Genomic DNA, 16610 nt, shown 5'->3' with positions numbered 1-16610 from the left:
CCGTGATTTATGTGTTGCATCACATCTAATAATCAGTACATACTCATAAACAAGACAGTTCATTCAACTCAATCGAGCTTGATCTAAAACGTTCAAACTCGAACAAATGGGAGAGAATTCCTATGGCAACCGGCACCGCCGCCGTTCAAGCGCCACCCCTCCTGAGTGCATGGGGTTCCAGTGCCAATGCCTCCGCCTTGATGGAGTCACTCCGCGGCGCCCGTGATCGCCTTACCGTTCGTCCAGCGTCCGACGCCGGGTGGCGGCTCACTGCCGACCGCCCCCTTGTGGAGCTACGCACCCAAGCGGATGCCGAGAAGGGTAGCCCATGGCCGCAACCGCTGGTCTCGCACTACGCCCGCTACTTCCGCGACGGGAACCGCACGGCGTACGAGGGACTCGTGGCGAGCCGACAGCAGCGCCTGACCCGCGCCGTCGTGATGGCCTTGGTCAATGACGGACCCGGCGGCGACTGGCTCGACGAGGTGATCGACGGCGCCTACCTCCTCTGCGAACAGAGCTCATGGAGCTGGGCTGCCCACGATGACGTGTTCACACGCAACAGCGACGTTGTTCCGGACCGTTCCCGCCCGTACCTGGACCTGGGTGCAGGGGAAGTGGTGGCGCAGCTGGCGTGGCTTGACCATGTCCTGGGTGCTCAGCTTGATGAACGGGCCCCCGGGTTGCGGAAACGTCTTCGCGAGGAGGCTAACGAGCGAGTCATCCGCCCGTTTCTGGACCGTCTCGACTGGCACTGGCTTGGGTTGGACGGCGATGTCCACAACTGGAACCCGTGGATCCACTCGAACATACTTGTGGCAGCGCTGGTGCTGGTGGACGATCCGCAGTTGCAGGCGAGGGTCGTTGCCCGCTGCATCGAGGGGTTGGATCGCTTCCTCGCCTCCATCCCGGCAGACGGCGCCATCGACGAAGGGTTCGCCTATTGGTGGAACGGTGCAGGCCGTGCACTTGAGGGCCTTGCAGTGTTGGAGGAGGCCAGCAACGGTGTCCTGAACCCGGACCTGCCCGTAATCCGTGCACTGGTTGCTTTCCCGCACCGGATGCACTTGGGGCACCGTTGGTTCCTTAACGTCGCCGACGGCCCGGCTCGCGCCCACGAAGGACTGCCGTGGGGCATGCTGCACCGTTGGGCTGTGAGGCTTGGGGATTCCGAGGCCGCCGCGCATGCCGCAACCTTTGCCGCCGTCGAGCCTGAACCTCAAGCAGCCGCCGGCCTGGGCCGCGTCCTCACCCAACTAAGTAGCAGCACAGCGCGTTTTGAGCCCTCAAAACGCGCTCAGCTGCGACCTGGTTGGGGGACGTACCTGCCGTCTGTGCAGATCATGGTGGCGCGGCAAACCCCGGGCTCCTCCGCCGGGCTGACCCTAGCGGCCAAGGGCGGGCACAACGGTGAACACCACAACCACCGGGATGTTGGCTCCGTGGTGGTCGCCGTGGACGGCGTGCCCTTGTTGGTGGACGCCGGCCAGCCCACGTACACCGCCCAAACGTTCGGACCTGATCGGTATCAGATTCGGGCCATGCAGAGCGCCTGGCATAGCGTGCCCGCGCCGTTCGGGCTGGAGCAGGGGACAGGGCCCTCGTTTGCGGCAACCGTTGTGCAGGAGCCCACCCCGGAGGAACCGACCCTCGCCCTTGGTCTCGGAGCTGCTTACGGCCTGGACCACGCCGAGCAGTGGATTCGCACCTCGCTGATGAACCGCGAGTTGGGCAACGTGGTCATTGATGACCGCTGGAACCTCGCAGCGACTCCACCCGAAGGAACGCCCGACGTCGACATCACCTATCTGGTTGCCGGCGCCGTCCGCGTCGGTACAGACGCGACCGCGACCATCACCTCTGTCGGAATTCCGACAGTCAGTAGCCCCGTGGGATTGCGCTTGCGATGGAAGCCGGCCACCGCCGTCGTACTGGTGGATGAATGGCTCCTGGACGATCCGCTCCTCAGCGATATCTGGGGCGCAAAACTGACCCGGCTCCGTTTTCGCATGCCGGCCGAAAACCGCGCTTCCGGCGCATTCACCCTCACCGTGGAGGCAACATCTTGAGTTCCGAACAGACCCCCGAAGTGGGCGGAAAGTCGCTGTTTTCGCTGCAACGTCGTGAGCTGCTCATGGAGGAGCTGCGTGCCCACGGGGCCATCACAGTGCGCGACATCGCCGCGAAGCTGGGCGTTAGCGAACTGACCATCCGGCGCGACGTGAATACGCTCGCTGACGAAGGGCTGGTGTCACGTGTTCACGGCGGTGCCACGTTGCCCAGCCCGTTGGATCGATCGGCGGCTGTGGGGAGGCCGTCGGCGCACAGTTACTCCATTGGCATGGTGGTCCCGTCATTGGACTACTACTGGCCGCAGGTGATTTCGGGGGCACGCGGGGAGGCCGAGGTGCAAAATCTCCGTATCCTGGTGCGCGGCTCGGCTTACGATGCCGCAGATAACCGCCGCCAGGTCCAGGCGCTCCTTGATACGCAGAACATTGACGGCTTGATCGTGGCCCCGGATATGGGTGGTGAACATGGCAAGGAGCTGCTCCGCTGGCTGAACGCCCTGCCCATCCCGGTGATCATGGCTGAGCGTCGGGCGCCATCGGAGATTCCCTCACACCGCCTCGAGTGGGTCGCGACGGATCACTCCTTCGGTGCGGGCATGGCCGTGCGGCACTTGTGGCAGGAGGGCCACCGGATGATCGGCTGCCTCACTGATTCCACGAGCCCCACCAGTCCCCACGTGGTCCGCGGGTGGAAGCAGGCCTTGGCTGCCCTAAAGATTCCGCTGGAAAAGTCCATCCATGAGGACTCGGCCAAGCTGGACAACGGTGACCGGGCCAAGCACTTTGATCGGGTCTTGGAGCTCTGCCGATCCACGGGAACAACGGCCATGCTGGTGCACTCGGATACCCAGGCCGTGGCGTTCGTGCAGCACTGCGTGGACCGCGGCGTGGATGTGCCCGGCAGCATGGCGATCGTGGGATACGACGACGAAGTTGCCTACCTTGCCGAGCCCGCGATCTCCGCGGTTCGGCCACCCAAGAGCTTTGTCGGCAAGGTGGCAGTGCAGCTCATGGCTGCCCGGCTGGCCGAAGGAAGGATGCGCCCTGTGCATCGTATTGATTTGAATCCCGAGCTGATTGTGCGCGATTCGTCGTTGGGGGCGCCACGAGGGCTCGCAGGAGTTGCGCTGGAGGACTCGCTCTGATGCTGTTGCCGCCCTTGGACCACAAGCTTTCTCCTTTCACCGGCCTGACCCGTGAGCACTGGTGCGCGTACGCGGATCACCTCCTGCGCTCCGCCCATCATTTTGGGACGGAGGACCACGCCAACATCCACCTGCCCGGGGCCAACAGCCGATACGGCCCGCGGAGTGATTCGCTGGAAGCCTTCGCTCGGACGTTCCTGCTGGCCTCGTTCCGGATTGCCGGGGACCCGGGCAACACGGGCTGGATCGCCGAGTGGTATGCCGCCGGCCTCGACGCCGGGACCAACCCAGCGAACCCTGACCGCTGGCCGACGCCAAGTGAGCTGGGGCAGGCGAAGGTTGAAGCGGCGTCGTTGGCTGTTGGCTTGGCGCTGACCCGCGACGTCCTGTGGGACAAATTGCCGGAGCGCGTACAGGAACAGCTCATTGCCTGGTTCGAGACCGTGATCGGTGAGGAGTATCCGCCTATCAATTGGGTGTGGTTCCAGATTGTGGTGGAGACCTTCCTGGCTTCGGTTGGTGGCCGGTATTCGGACGAGGACATCGACGCCGGACTCGCCATCCACGATTCGCTGTACCGGGGCGGTGGCTGGTTCGCGGACGGGCCAGAGCGCGCCTACGACCATTACGTCGGCTGGGCCTTTCAGGTGTATCCGCAGCTCTGGGCGTTGATGGCGCCTTCTGATCCCCGGGTTACCGCGCGGAAAACGCTCGACGGCGACCGGCTGGCTGACTTCCTGGACGACGCCGCCTACCTTGTTGGCGCCAACGGAGCACCGCTCATCCAGGGCCGGAGCTTGATCTACCGGTTCGCTGCCGCGGCGCCTTTCTGGGTAGGGGAGTTGTCGGGGCACACGCGTTTGGCTCCGGGTGTTTCCCGGCGAGCTGCTTCAGGAATGCTCGACTACTTTGCCCGGCATGGATCGATCACCGAGGACGGGCTTCTGTCCATTGGTTGGCACGGGGAATTCGCTGGGATGAAGCAGGCCTACTCCGGATTTGGCTCGCCGTATTGGGCGGCGAAGGGGATGCTCGGATTGGCAATGCCCGCCGATCACCGGGTGTGGACTTTCGTTGAAGAGCCCTTGCCCGTTGAAGTTGCTGACACTCAGCGGCTGATCGCGGCTCCGGGCTGGCAGGTTGATGGAACTCGTGCCGACGGTGTGGTCCGGATCCGGAACCATGCCACGGATCACGCTGTTGTTGGGGCCGTGGTGGCTGATTCGCCCCTCTACGCACGGCTTGGCTATTCGACGCACACGTTCCCTGACTTGGTACCGGAGTCCGTGGACAATGCGGTGGCGTTTGTTGATTCCTCTGGCCGGCTGACGCATCGGACGGGTTTTGAGCACCTCGGCTCGTTCTCCGAGGACGGCTTCCAGGTGGGGGCGTCCCGGTTCACGGCTCATTGGATTGAACCCGATCCCGACGCCGGCCCGGATCACGGCAGCGGCGTCGCCGGCACTGCGACTCCTGGGCCGTCGGTGACGGTGGTTTCGGTGACGCGCGGGGCCGTTGAGCTTCGCCTGGTACGTGTTTCCGGTGCTGGGGATTCGGGTGGCTCCCTCCGGATAGGCGGCTGGCCGGTGGATGCTGCTTCGTCCGTGGTCAGCTCGGTGCTTCCCGCGCCGGGCTTCGGCATGGCGTTGGATTCGTCCGGGACGTTTGCCCGCTCCGGCGCCCACCCCATGGGTTCGGAACTCACCATTCCATGGGTGGGCACGTCGGGAACCGCGCACGACGGCGACTACGCCGCCGTCGTGATCGTCGCCGGCGAACGAGGTGCTTCGCCGGATGCAAGTGTCACGTATGCCGATGGACACTTCGAATTCCCGGACGGCACGCGCCTCACTGGTGATCTGCTTGCCCGATTCGATGCCTAGCTGCCGAACGTGCCGTGCGCACGGCACAGTGCGCAGCAAGCCATCGAATTGGGTTCCTCCCCGGCTGCAGTAGGCTCGCGGGATGACGGATTCCGACACCAAAGCACGGCTTCTCGCTGCCTACGATCAGCAACTGCGCACCGACGCCGAGACTCCAAGCGCTGTGGCGGTCAAAGAACTTGGCCCGCTCCGCTTGGTGAAGTTCTTGGGCGGCCGTGGTTTCATCACCTACCAGGACCTGGCCGGCGCGGATGAGCAGGGTATCCGCGGCCTTGTGGAAGCGGCGGTTTCCCACTTCGAGGGCCAGCCGGACATCACCAAGGTGGAGTGGAAGACCCGCGGGCATGACCACGCACCCGGCCTCCACGAAGCCCTCATCGCCAACGGCTTCACGGAGGATGAGCCGGAATCCATCATGATCGGCGAGGCCCGGGCTTTGAGCACAGCTGTGGCACTTCCCCACGGTGTGGCCCTCCGGGAGGTGACGGATGAAGCCGACGTTCGGGCCATGAGCGCCATGCAGGACGAGGTCTTCGGCGAGCCGGTCTCAGACGAGATGGCGGATGCCCTGCTGCGCCGGCTCTCGCAGGATGACGGGATGCAGTTGTGGGTGGCGGAGGCTGACGATCAGATCGTCAGCGCAGGCCGCTTGGAGCCAGTGCCCGGCACAGCCTTCGCCGGGATCTGGGGTGGTGCCACAAGAGCAGAGTGGCGCGGCAAGGGGATCTACCGGGCATTGACGGCCCGCCGCGCTCAGGCCGCACTGGAGATGGAAAAGACCCTCATCCACAGCGACTCCACGGAATTCTCTCGACCAATCCTCGAGCGTTCGGGACTGCTCAAGGTCTCGACGACGACGCCGTACCGCTGCGCGCGGAGCTGAAAGCTTAGACGGCTTTGGCGGCCAACCGCCTGTTCAGTCGATCTACCTCATCCAAGACTTCCATCGCTGCCCAAGCGCGATTCCGCTGCGATTGCGAGACGAGGGACAGTACACCGGCTTCGGTCATTCGGTTCAGGGTTTTGTATATGGACGTTTCCTCAACACCAGCGATGTATGCTGCCCGGTGCGCTTCGAAAACGGGCTGTTCCAGCAGCCAAGGGATGAGCTTTGCTTCCGCAGAGTTTTTCCTGGGGCGGAGCAAGTCGGTCCACAATGCCGGGAGCTCATCGAGAGCCGCGACCGATTCACTGGCGGCTTGGGAAGCACGCATCGCTGACTTTGCCAGATAGAGGACGAATGGATCCACGTCACCGTTGCGGTAATTGTTGAGTAAGGAAAAGTAGGTCTCCACGTCCGCTACCATCGCAGAGGCTATGGGAGTGACCGTGTTCTTGGTCAGTCTTCTACGACGTGAAATTGAACCGATCAGAGCACGTCCTATGCGGCCATTACCGTCGGTAAAAGGGTGGATGGACTCGAAGTGGGCATGGGCAATGGCCGCCTGCGCCACGATGGGGATGTCCTTCCGGGCACAGAATGCCATGAGGTCGTCCATGAGTTCGGGTACCAGCGCCGGGGGAGGGGGAACGTGGATGGCTCCTCGAGGTGAATAGTCACTTCCGCCGATCCAATTTTGCACATCCCGGAATGAACCAGCGTTGTGCCCGTCCATTGGGTCATCTTTCATCAGGGCCTTGTGGGCCTTAAGCAGAGCCTCCACACGGACCTCGCCAGTGTCCCCCGCATCGCTGATCATGCTCTGCACGGCCTCCGCTGCTGCGACCATGGATCTCGCTTGATCGGTGGCCTTCAGCCCGATCATGGCACGGGCGTAGTCGTTTCGATTGGCGTCGACGTGTTCGATCTTTGAAGAGGAGACCGCTTCGCTTCGCAGCAGAAAGCCGCTGATGGCAGCCATGCGAGAACCCGCCGACACGTCCAACGATGCGACGGCAACAGCGGCCTCTTCGAGTGCCACGATCGTTTCCCGGCTGGGTTCGAACCAAAGCCCCGCAATTTTGGGGGGAAGTGAAACTTCGACTTCGGTGAACAAGCGGTCCTCCCGTGGGGGACGACCTGACGATTTCCAGGGCATGACCTTGTTTCCATGCGCCGGCCAAGCTGCCAAGAGGTGCTCCAAAGCCTAGTAGGGTGTCCTTTACTATTATTTTAGCCTTTAAATAACAGTAAAGGACACGTAGCTGTTCATTTGCCCGTCTGCATCCCACTTGTGTGAAGGCACAGTGAGGCCCCTCAGGATCAGAATCCCAAGGGGCCTCACTAGCTCAGAATTTTCTTATTTCCCTGCCGCGAAGCTGCTCACGCACTGCCCCTGATTGGCGAACACGGGCTGAGGGCTCGTCTTCCAGCCGTCGCTCTTGCACGCGTCCTTCCCCGTGGAGACCGTCACGCGGTAGACCTTCGTGGTGCCGTCCGGCGCCGTCACGGTGACTACCGCCGTCGGGTTCTCAGCGGTGGGCTGCTGGACCGTCACCTTGGCGTTCGTGTCCAGCGGGTAGCCGACGACGGCGGGAGTCGCCGACGTCGTCAGCGCCCGGTAGTCGGTGGTCGCCGGGGCGAACCCCACAACTGAGGACTGGTTCACGAGGAGTCGGCCAAGATCGGCAAGCCCGGCGTGGGCCAAGCGGGTACCGGCGATAGCTACTTCAGCGATCTTCGTATAAGACGCCGTGGTCACGAACGAAACCCTGATCCCGCGTGTGGTGACGGGATCGAAACGGACGGTAGTCGGTGAAGAGATGGAGAGTCCTGTGATGGTTCCCGCGGAGGTGTCCTTCCAAGCTCCAGAGGCGTCCTGGTACTGGACCTTGAGGCTCTGTGCTGCCTTTTCCGCGGACGTCACGGTCACTGAGGAAACGGTGTAGTCGCGGCTGAAGGAGTAGCTCAGGCTGTCACCGGCACGGCCACCGCTCACCCAGTTGGACCACCGCGTGGAGCCGTTGGCATCGCAGGTGTTCTTGGCGATGTAGGAGCCTTCGGTGTAGCTTGCGGTGGCCGTGGTGGTGGGGTCGTCCTTGCAGATGTTGGCTACTGGAACACGGTCCACCACAATGATGGTCAGCATGGCCGGGAGGCCGTTGGCGGTTCCGGGTACCGTAACGGTTCCCGGATTTTGCAATGAGGAATCGGAGACTGAGGACCAGTCCCAGGTCACCGCGAGCGGGTTCCGGGCGGGACCATCGGCGATCTGTCCGGGAACGCTGGCCGGAGCCAAGGCCTGTATGGAAGCCACCGATGATCCGGTTCCCACGGTCACGGAAACAGGGTCCGTGGCGATGTAGGAGCCCACCGTGACCGTGAGAACGGCTTCGAAGGTTTGACCGTACGGGTCAACCCCTGAACCGTAGACCGTTACTTTGCCGGCTTTCTGCCATGAGGAAGGATCCACCGGTGCCCAGGTGACGGCCAACTGCTTGCCGGGGCCTGCCTCGTAAACGGGCGTGACCGTGGCTGGCAGGACCGGCGCAATCCCTACAGGTGTGCTCAGCTCAACAGGGGAGACACCCAGGAGCTTGAGATCTGCGATGTCCGTGAAAGCCCACGACTGATGAGGGCTGGCCAGGGCTGTTGCAGTGCTGCCGGTGGAGGATGCCAAGGCCACGGACGTACCCGCCGCTGTCTGGTTGCCCGAAACCTGCAGGGAAATCGCGGCACCAGCGTTGACCAGGGACCACTGCTTGCCGTTCTCTGTGGTCACTATCCACTGTGCGGAAGGAGTGGCCTTGGCCTGGTCCACCGTCAGTGAAGCCAGCGAAGCCGTTCCGCTTTGGCTCCCGTTCAGCACACCGCCGTTGCCCGTCAGGACGCGCCCGTCCTTGTTGGTCAGAACCCAGCGGCGATCGTTCGCGAACTCGTCGTCAGGGTTCACGGCGTTGAACGTCCACATCTGCGGTGCCACGCCGGCAGCGTCCATACCCAGCTCGTCGATCGTGGCAGTTCCGTTGGCACGTCCTGTCAGGTACTTGCCACTCGCTTCACCGCTGAGGTGATAGCGGTGGCCGTCCTGCACAGGCGCGGCATCCTCTGAAACTCCACTGACGCCGTCGACGACGAACGTCACCACTGATGCGGCAGGAACCTCGAGCGTGGCGGACTTAGCCGCGGTGTCCACGGCCACCGGCGTACCCTTCACCAGGGCGTTCTTCTCGATGTCATCCAGCGGCGACTTGGTGGTCACCACGGGAGTGACCTTTGCACCGGGTGCGATTGCACCGAAGCGGCTGAGGTCTATGGTGACCTTTTCCGGCATCGGGGTGTCATTGAAGTGGACCAGTGTGGCGCCGTTGCCGTCGGCGCGGAGGGCGCTGGCGGTCTTGGCGTTGTCATTCTGGATGAGGAAGTCGCCGGGCCGGATGTAGTGCGTGAAGTTCCGGGTGGTGTTGTACTTCTGGTTGGTCAATACCTTGCATTTGGCGTTGTCCAGGGTGGCGCCATCGTTGATGCGGCGGTTGGAGAATCCTTCGCGGCCCTCGTAGTTGCAGTCGAAGTCCACGTAGATAGAGCCCCAGCCTTTGTCGGCCTTCTCTTGCTTGTACGTGTCCTCCACGGGCTGCCAGAACACCCAGGCGTCGGGCTCGAGTTCGCGGAGGTCGTTGACCATGCGGCCTGCGATGCCCAATCCGTTGGTGATGTTGGAGCGGTCCCAGCCGCTGGTGGAATCGCCCAGCGCCGGGTTTCCCGTCCAGAAGCCACCCACCTCACTCATCCACAGTGGCTTGTCCGTGGAGCTGGCGAGGTCCCGGACCCGGCGGCGATCATTGGTGCCGTAGGTGTGGACGTTGAGCTGCGCAACGGCGTCCTTGGCCTCCTGGCTGTAACCGTTCCAGTTGGTCATGAACTTGCTGGGATCCGTCTCGTCCATCGCGGAGATCACGGCGTCCGTGGTGCCTTTTTCGAGCTCGGCTGCCAGCAGTTTGGTCACGCGGTCCTGGGCAGCAGGGTAGATCAGCGCCCCCTCTTGCTTTTGCGTGTAGGTGGTGGGCGGCTTGCCGGTGGCGGCGTTGATGTCCGTGCCCCAGTAGCCGGAGTTTGGCTCATTGAATGGATCGATGGTGTCCACGGTGATGCCGCTGCCTTTTTCGAGGAGCTCGACGGCGTTCCTCATGTAGGCGGCGAACTTGGCCTCCGCTTCGGGCAGCAGATTCTCGCCCTTGGCGGTGTTCACCTGGCCGGACACGTAGCCGCTCTTGGTCATGAACCAGGGCGGGGAGTTGCTGAAGGCTTCCCAGTGGGTGATTTGCTGGTCTGCGGCGAGGCGCTCCACCCACCAGCGCTGGTTTTGATCGGCGTCGGGGTTGTAGGAAGCGGGATCGTCCGGGTTCCAGGCATTGAGGAAGGCGAGCTTGTTGGCTTGCGTTGCGTCCACGCTGCCGTCAGGTTTGTAGAGGTTCGACGCCGGCTGGCCGGGTTGCGCTTGGGTCACCGGCTTCCACCATCCCTCCACAGCGCTGCCGTCGTTGAGGTAATCCTTGACGTCCGATGCGTTGCCGCCGCCCACGTTATAGCGGGCAATGTTGAGGTTCAGGCCGTCCTCGCCGAAGACCTTTTGGTACAACTCCTCACGCAACTCCGGGGAGTATCCCGCCGTCGCGTTCGCGAACCACACCAGGCTGGTGCCCCAACCTTCGAAGGCCTCGCTACGGCTTGCCGGGTTGGGAGTGATGGTGACGGCGGTTGCGTCGGCTGCGTGTGCTTGCGGTGCAGTTGCCGGGCTGAGCGCAAGGCCGGCCGCTGCAGTAACGGCTGCCGCCAGCACTGCCACAGGCCTTCGGATTCTTCGAGCGGTAAACGCCATGGGTGGACCTCATCTTTGGGGTTTCAACGGGTGCTGCCCGGCTTGCGGGAAGCCCGGGCAAGCCGAGACTATGAGGCTCTTGGGGCCACAACAAGGCATTCGAACAGGCTCGTTCGTGGTCAGTCAGAAGTGGTCGCAGGTGTAACCCTTTGCGTGGTCCTCCAAGCTGGGTGTATAGATGTATACAAGTACACTTCCGAGCCGAGGCAGCGATATATGGCGGATCCACAACCACGAAACACAGGGGCACACGTCGTCTACGGCGAGCTGAAACGCCAGATCCTCAGTTTGGAACTCAAACCTGGTGCGCGAATCTACGAGCCCGCCATGGCCGCGGCCCTCCAAGTCAGCCGAACGCCACTGCGGGAAGCCATCCGGCGGCTTATTTCTGAGAGCCTGCTCGAGCAGCAGGCCACCGGGGGAGTTGTTGTTCCGACGCTGGAAAGGAGGGCGATTTCCGAGCTGTACGACGTCCGTGCCGCCCTGGAGTCGCTGATGGCTCGGGAAGCGTGCGCCAACGCCAGTGCCGCGGACCTTGAAGAGCTTCGGGGAATCGTGGCCCGCAATGCCGCGATGGTGGAGTTCGCCGATGAAGCCATGAAGTACGGGGTGGCCCTCCACGCAGCCATCGCCAGGATCGCCGGAAACTCCTGGGCCCAGCGCTTCCATGGGCAGATCAGCAGTCAGGTTGAACGCTACAGATACTTCACCAACAACGCTCCCGAACGCCGCGATGAAGCTCTCGCCAATCACCGGCTCCTGGTCGAGGCCATTGCATCCAAGGATCCGGAAAAGGCCGCAAAGATTGCCTTCGATCACGTGATCGGCGCACGTGATGAGACTTTGCGCGTCATCTCAAGCACCGGCCTGGTGGTCGAATGATCGGCGTCGAATGATCGGCGAACTTGGACGGCGTTCCTCCACGGCACTCCTCTTCCACTCCGCGCTCATCCAGGCCGTGACGTTCCTGGTCCGGCCCGCCACCACGTACCGCGCGCTTGAGTTGGACGTTCCAGGGTTCGCTTTGGGTCTTCTTGCTGCGAGCTACGCGGTGTTTCCCCTGCTGCTTGCCTTGCCCATCGGCGGACTGGTGGACCGCCTCGGTGAGCGCAGGCTCATGGCCATCGGGGCCGCCGTCGTGCTGGGCTGTTCTGCGTTTCTGTTGTTCTGGGGGTCCTCGGTTCCGGCGCTCGTGGCCGGGACAGCGCTTCTGGGTGCGGGGCAACTGGCCTGCGTGGTGGGGCAGCAAGCGGTGGTGGCGAACAACGCTGCGTCCTCGCGCCTGGACTCTGCCTTCGGATATCTGACCTTCGCCGCATCGCTGGGCCAGGCATTGGGGCCGTTGGCCATTTCCGTGGTGGGCGGCGCGTCCGTTCGGCCGAATACGCAGGCCATCTTCGTGCTCGCCACGGCCATGAGCTCGGTGCTGTTCCTGACTACGTTCGTGATTTCGTCAAACGTCAGCAAAGGGAGGCGCACCGCCAAGGGCGGACCAAAGGGCAGTGCGGTCGCACTTCTCAGGACTCCCGGCGTCGTCCGTGCTCTGGCAACCAGCGCCACTGTCCTGGCAGTAGTGGATCTGACCGTTGTCTATCTGCCGGCACTCGGTGCTGAACGGGGCCTGACCGCAGCAACCGTGGGCCTCATGCTGACTGTTCGCGCCCTGTTTTCCATGGTTTCCCGGCTGGGTCTGGGCAGCATGTCCCGCAAACTGGGCCGGATGAAGCTGCTGGTCCTGAGCCTGGCCATCTCCACCGTTGCCCTGGGTGTCGCAGCCATTCCGATGCCGGAGTGGTTGCTGTTCATCGTCATGGCATTCCTCGGCTTAGGGCTCGGAATCGGGCAGCCACTGACCATGTCCTGGCTCTCGGCCCAAGCGCCCGAAGGCCAACGCGGGCGGGCGCTAGCCCTGCGGTTGGCTGGAAACAGGATTGGACAAGTGGTGCTGCCCAGCGCAATCGGCGTGGTGGCGGTAGGCCTCGGTGCGGCGGGCGTGTTCCTGGCATCCGCCGTTGCCGTGGGCGGAACCATGCTCCTGCTGCGGGGTGTGAGGCTGGACGACTGAACCCCTGCTGAGTTTTTGTACAGATAACGCGCTTATGGGGTGGCCTTAGGGGCATCAACTGTACAAAAACCAACTACTCCGCGAACAGCGCCGCGAGGTCGTCCGCCGTCAACGAGCCACCGGCCAAGGCATCGCCTTCCATCACGTCCGCGAACAGTTGTGATTTCTTGGCCTTCAGCGCCATGACCTTCTCCTCGATGGTGTCCTTCGCCACCAGCCGGTAGACCATTACGTTCCTGGCCTGCCCAATGCGGTGGGTGCGGTCCACGGCTTGGGCTTCGGACGCCGGGTTCCACCAGGGGTCCAGCAGGAACACGTAGTCTGCCTCGGTCAGGTTGAGCCCGAATCCACCGGCCTTCAGCGATATCAGGAACACCGGAGCGGCACCGTTCTTGAACTCGCTGACAACATCACCACGGTTGCGGGTGGAGCCGTCGAGGTAGCAGTACTCCACGCCTTCGGCATCCAAGCGCTCCCGGACCTTGCCCAGGAACCCGGTGAACTGGCTGAAAATCAGGGCGCGGTGACCCTCGGAAATGAGGTCTTCCAGCTGCTCGAACAGCACGTCCAGCTTGGAAGAGCGCACTCCGGATAGCGAGGAATCCACCAATGAGGCATCCAAGCTCAGCTGCCGTAGCAACGTCAGCGACTGGAAGATGGTGAACCGGTTCTTGTTCACATCATCGATCAAGCCCAGGATCTTCTGCCGTTCGCGCTGCAGGTGCGTCTGGTAAACCTTTTGGTGCCGCGGGTTCAGCACCACTTCAAGGATCTGCTCCTGCTTGGGCGGCAGGTCCTTGATGACTTGCTCTTTGGTGCGGCGCATCATGAGCGGACGCACACGACGCCGGAGCTTGCCCAGCTGGGCGGAGTCGCCGTTCTTTTCCACCGGCTTTTGGTAGTTCTCCGCGAACCGTTTGGGGCTCGGGAACAGTCCCGGCGCCACAATGGAGGTCAGCGCCCAGAACTCCATGAGGTTGTTCTCCAGGGGCGTGCCCGTTATCGCCAGCTTGAACCGCGCCGGCAGCTTGCGAGCGCACTGGTAGGCCTTGGACTGATGGTTCTTCACGAACTGCGCTTCGTCCAGCATCAGCCCGGCCCACTGGAAGGACGCGTAGGCATCGTAATCAATGCGGAACAGTGCGTACGAGGTAATGACGACGTCGGCACCTGCCAACGCTTCGGCCGGCGACAACCCGCTCTTGGCGAAGGTTTCACCGACGGTCCGCACTACCAATCCCGGGGCAAAACGTTGTGCTTCAGCCGCCCAGTTACTCACCACACTGGTTGGCGCGACCACCAGGAACGGGGCCCGGGGAGTCACCTCAACAGAGTCACCCTGAGCGACGGCAGCAGTTTCCGCGGCCAAGTCCTTCGCCGCGCAGATCAGAGCAATGGCCTGCACGGTCTTACCCAGGCCCATGTCGTCAGCCAGCACGCCGCCCAGGCTGTGCTTGTACAGGAAGCTGAGCCAGTTGAATCCTTCAAGCTGATACGGACGAAGATCGGCGTTAAGGCCAGCCGGGAGCGGAAGCCCGGTCACGCCGTCGTCGAGCAATCCACCAACGGCCTCACGCCAGGCTGCGGCCTGCTCATCCACAATGCCGAGCTGCGCCAGCTCGTCCCAGAGGCCTGCCTGGAAGCGGCTGATCTGCAGAGTGCCGTCCTTGTTGTCCGGGTTGTCCTGCAGGGACCGGGCTTCGTCAATCAGCGCCCGGAGTTGGTGCAACTCGGGAAGGTCCAGGGAGAAGTAGGCGCCGCTGGGCAGCAGCATGCGGCTCATTCCGGCGGCGAGCGCGGAGAACACGGCGGCGAAGGAGACGGGTTCGCCTTCTAGGGTGATCACGATTCCGAGGTCGAACCAGTCGCCGCTTGCCGTTTCCTTGGTGGAAATGGACACCACGGGCGCTTCGGCGGCCTCACGGTAGTCGGCGATGTCGCCGGAGGTTTCCACCACGACGTCCGGCAGGTCCTTGAGCGCTGGCAGCACCTCTTCGGTGAACGCCAGTGTGTCCAGGCCACTGAGCTCAGCCGAGGCAGCTATTCGGGGCGCACCCCAGCCGCCTGTTGCCGATTCTGCGAGCGCGGGCACCACGTCCCACGGCCTCCCCAGCGACTCCAGAATCCGGGCTTCTTCAAGGTCATCACGGTAGCCGCGATCGTCCGGGTGCCGCCACAACGGCTGGGCGGTGACGAGGGTGCCCGATTTGTAGTGCCATTCCCAGTGCAGCCGGACCTTGTGGTCCGTGCCGTAGTTGGCCAGCAGGGACAGGGTGGGCACAGCCAGCGTGGGCAGCTCCACCGATTCATCCGCAGCCTGCACGGGCGTGGACTGCCGCAGCTTCGGGTAGAACGAGGTCAGGAACCGGCTTTCGTCCTCCGCCGGGATCTGAAGTGTGTCGCCGTCCATGACGAATTCCAGCAACTCATCACTGATGCCACCCTCGATGGGCGCAAGGGTGATGAGGTTCTTCTGCTGGGGCACGCCCGGCAGGGTTTCCCCGGCGTGCGTGAAGAAGATTCCGTTGGCCGGCTTGCCGAGGAAACCCACGGATCCGGGATCCACGGCTTCCCCACCCAGGGTGACTGACGGCGCAAGCTGCAGGCCGCCGTCGGGCGCGTCGTGCTGTGCGGTGTCCGAATCGGTGGCCAGGCGGGCCAAACTGAGGCCGACGACGGCGGGTTGCGTCTCCACGCGGACAGGCTCGCTACCAGCGGAGTGGATGAGAGGGATGCCGGCCTTGTTGGCATCGGCCAGGAGGGTCCACAGGTTCTTGGCAGCGAAATCGTTCAGGCTCAACCACATGGCACCGGATGGTTGCTGCCGGCCGTTGCTGGAACCGTGCGCAGCCAGGAAAGTCTGAAGCCATTCGACGTGGACCTCGTTGAACTCACGCCGGAAACTGACGTAGCTCAGGTTGTTCCAGGAGACGTCGCCGCGGATCCATTTGCCCTTGGCGCCCATCATCACCGGGCGGGCCTTGAGCTGGCGGACACTGCGCATGGGATCGCGTCGGCCCGTGTAGGAGAAGTGGGCCGCCGGCTCCTCAATCTCGAACTGAAGTGCCAACTGGATACCCGCCGCGCTGGGCGCTGTGCCGGGCTTGGTGATCAGCCTGTTGAGGGCTTGTTCCCAAGCAGGACGTGCCGACCCGCCCTGCTGGCCCGAGCCAACCCGTGAGGTTTGAATGCCGGGGGCCTGGGAGAGAAGCTGGGCGCGGATGGTGGGGTGGTCCTCCGCCGTGAAGAGCAATGCGGCCACATGCTTGCAGTCCTTACGGACCGGGCAGCTGCAAATACCCACAGTGCAGCTCCAGCCGCTGGGCTTGCGAACCAGTTTTGCCGACGTCGAATACGGCTGCGGACCGGTACCGCGAACCTTGCCCATCAGGAGGCCTGTGGCCGCGTCGAAAGAAATCCCGTTCACGCGGCTGCCCATGGCATAGGCCAGTCCGGCCGCGAGCGAGCGGTCCGTGATGGCAGGAGTCTGAATGGCCAGTTCCCAGTTTTCGTCTGTGTGGGACGGCATGCGCAGGGCTACTTTCGGCAGGAGGATATCTGTTCAATCTTAGTCAGCAGAAAACGGCTCCCAAACTTCGCCCTCCGTTAACCTCATCCTCGATTGCCGCGCCGCTCCCGCGAGTACGTTGAAAGTGTCCGGAGCACCATCAGCTTTCAGCAGTGAG

The 16610-nt window shown here is 63.3% G+C and carries 9 protein-coding genes; 6 read left to right on the top strand and 3 right to left on the bottom strand.

All coding sequences use genetic code 11. The features are described from left to right. The first annotated feature begins 122 nt into the window (after positions 1 to 122). The 4 genes from LDN70_RS18045 to LDN70_RS18030 all read left to right on the top strand — a co-directional run bounded on the left by LDN70_RS18045 (position 123) and on the right by LDN70_RS18030 (position 5983). Entirely contained in the window at positions 123 to 2069 is a 1947-nt protein-coding gene (locus LDN70_RS18045) for a heparinase II/III family protein (protein ID WP_223941006.1), read from the top strand. Beyond that, the gene (locus LDN70_RS18040) at positions 2066 to 3217 is read left to right on the top strand and encodes a LacI family DNA-binding transcriptional regulator (RefSeq protein WP_223941005.1); all 1152 of its coding nucleotides are present in this window, start codon (positions 2066 to 2068) and stop codon (positions 3215 to 3217) included. Before LDN70_RS18045 ends, LDN70_RS18040 begins: the two co-directional genes overlap by 4 nt. Beyond that, a complete protein-coding gene (locus LDN70_RS18035) occupies positions 3217 to 5100 on the top strand; it encodes a DUF2264 domain-containing protein (protein WP_223941004.1) in 1884 nt (627 codons plus the stop codon). The genes LDN70_RS18040 and LDN70_RS18035 overlap by 1 nt, the downstream gene beginning before the upstream one ends. An 82-nt stretch (positions 5101 to 5182) precedes the next feature. Next, the gene (locus LDN70_RS18030; RefSeq protein ID WP_223941003.1) at positions 5183 to 5983 is read left to right on the top strand and encodes a GNAT family N-acetyltransferase; all 801 of its coding nucleotides are present in this window, start codon (positions 5183 to 5185) and stop codon (positions 5981 to 5983) included. Positions 5984 to 5987: 4 nt separating this feature from the next. Here the strand turns inward: LDN70_RS18030 and LDN70_RS18025 are convergent, their stop codons facing one another. Both LDN70_RS18025 and LDN70_RS18020 read right to left on the bottom strand, forming a co-directional pair. Beyond that, positions 5988 to 7022, bottom strand: a complete 1035-nt coding sequence (locus LDN70_RS18025; RefSeq protein ID WP_223941002.1) for a Fic family protein — start codon at positions 7020 to 7022, stop codon at positions 5988 to 5990. Between the two features lie 318 nt (positions 7023 to 7340). Further along, the gene (locus LDN70_RS18020; protein WP_223941001.1) at positions 7341 to 10859 is read right to left on the bottom strand and encodes an Ig-like domain-containing protein; all 3519 of its coding nucleotides are present in this window, start codon (positions 10857 to 10859) and stop codon (positions 7341 to 7343) included. Positions 10860 to 11075: 216 nt separating this feature from the next. Here LDN70_RS18020 and LDN70_RS18015 point away from each other — a divergent pair, with 216 nt between their 5' ends. Both LDN70_RS18015 and LDN70_RS18010 read left to right on the top strand, forming a co-directional pair. Then, complete coding sequence (locus LDN70_RS18015) at positions 11076 to 11741, top strand: GntR family transcriptional regulator (RefSeq protein WP_166842256.1); 666 nt, start codon at positions 11076 to 11078, stop codon at positions 11739 to 11741. A gap of 10 nt (positions 11742 to 11751) precedes the next feature. Beyond that, positions 11752 to 12924, top strand: a complete 1173-nt coding sequence (locus LDN70_RS18010; RefSeq protein WP_223941000.1) for an MFS transporter — start codon at positions 11752 to 11754, stop codon at positions 12922 to 12924. Between the two features lie 73 nt (positions 12925 to 12997). Here the strand turns inward: LDN70_RS18010 and LDN70_RS18005 are convergent, their stop codons facing one another. Next, a complete protein-coding gene (locus LDN70_RS18005) occupies positions 12998 to 16453 on the bottom strand; it encodes a DEAD/DEAH box helicase (RefSeq protein ID WP_223940999.1) in 3456 nt (1151 codons plus the stop codon). Positions 16454 to 16610: the final 157 nt, after the last annotated feature.

Origin of the sequence: Arthrobacter sp. StoSoilB22 (assembly GCF_019977315.1) — a bacterium.
In the GTDB taxonomy this organism is placed as follows: domain Bacteria; phylum Actinomycetota; class Actinomycetes; order Actinomycetales; family Micrococcaceae; genus Arthrobacter.
Note: the sequence above shows the minus strand (reverse complement) of the source record. Positions and strands in the feature narration are given on the sequence as shown.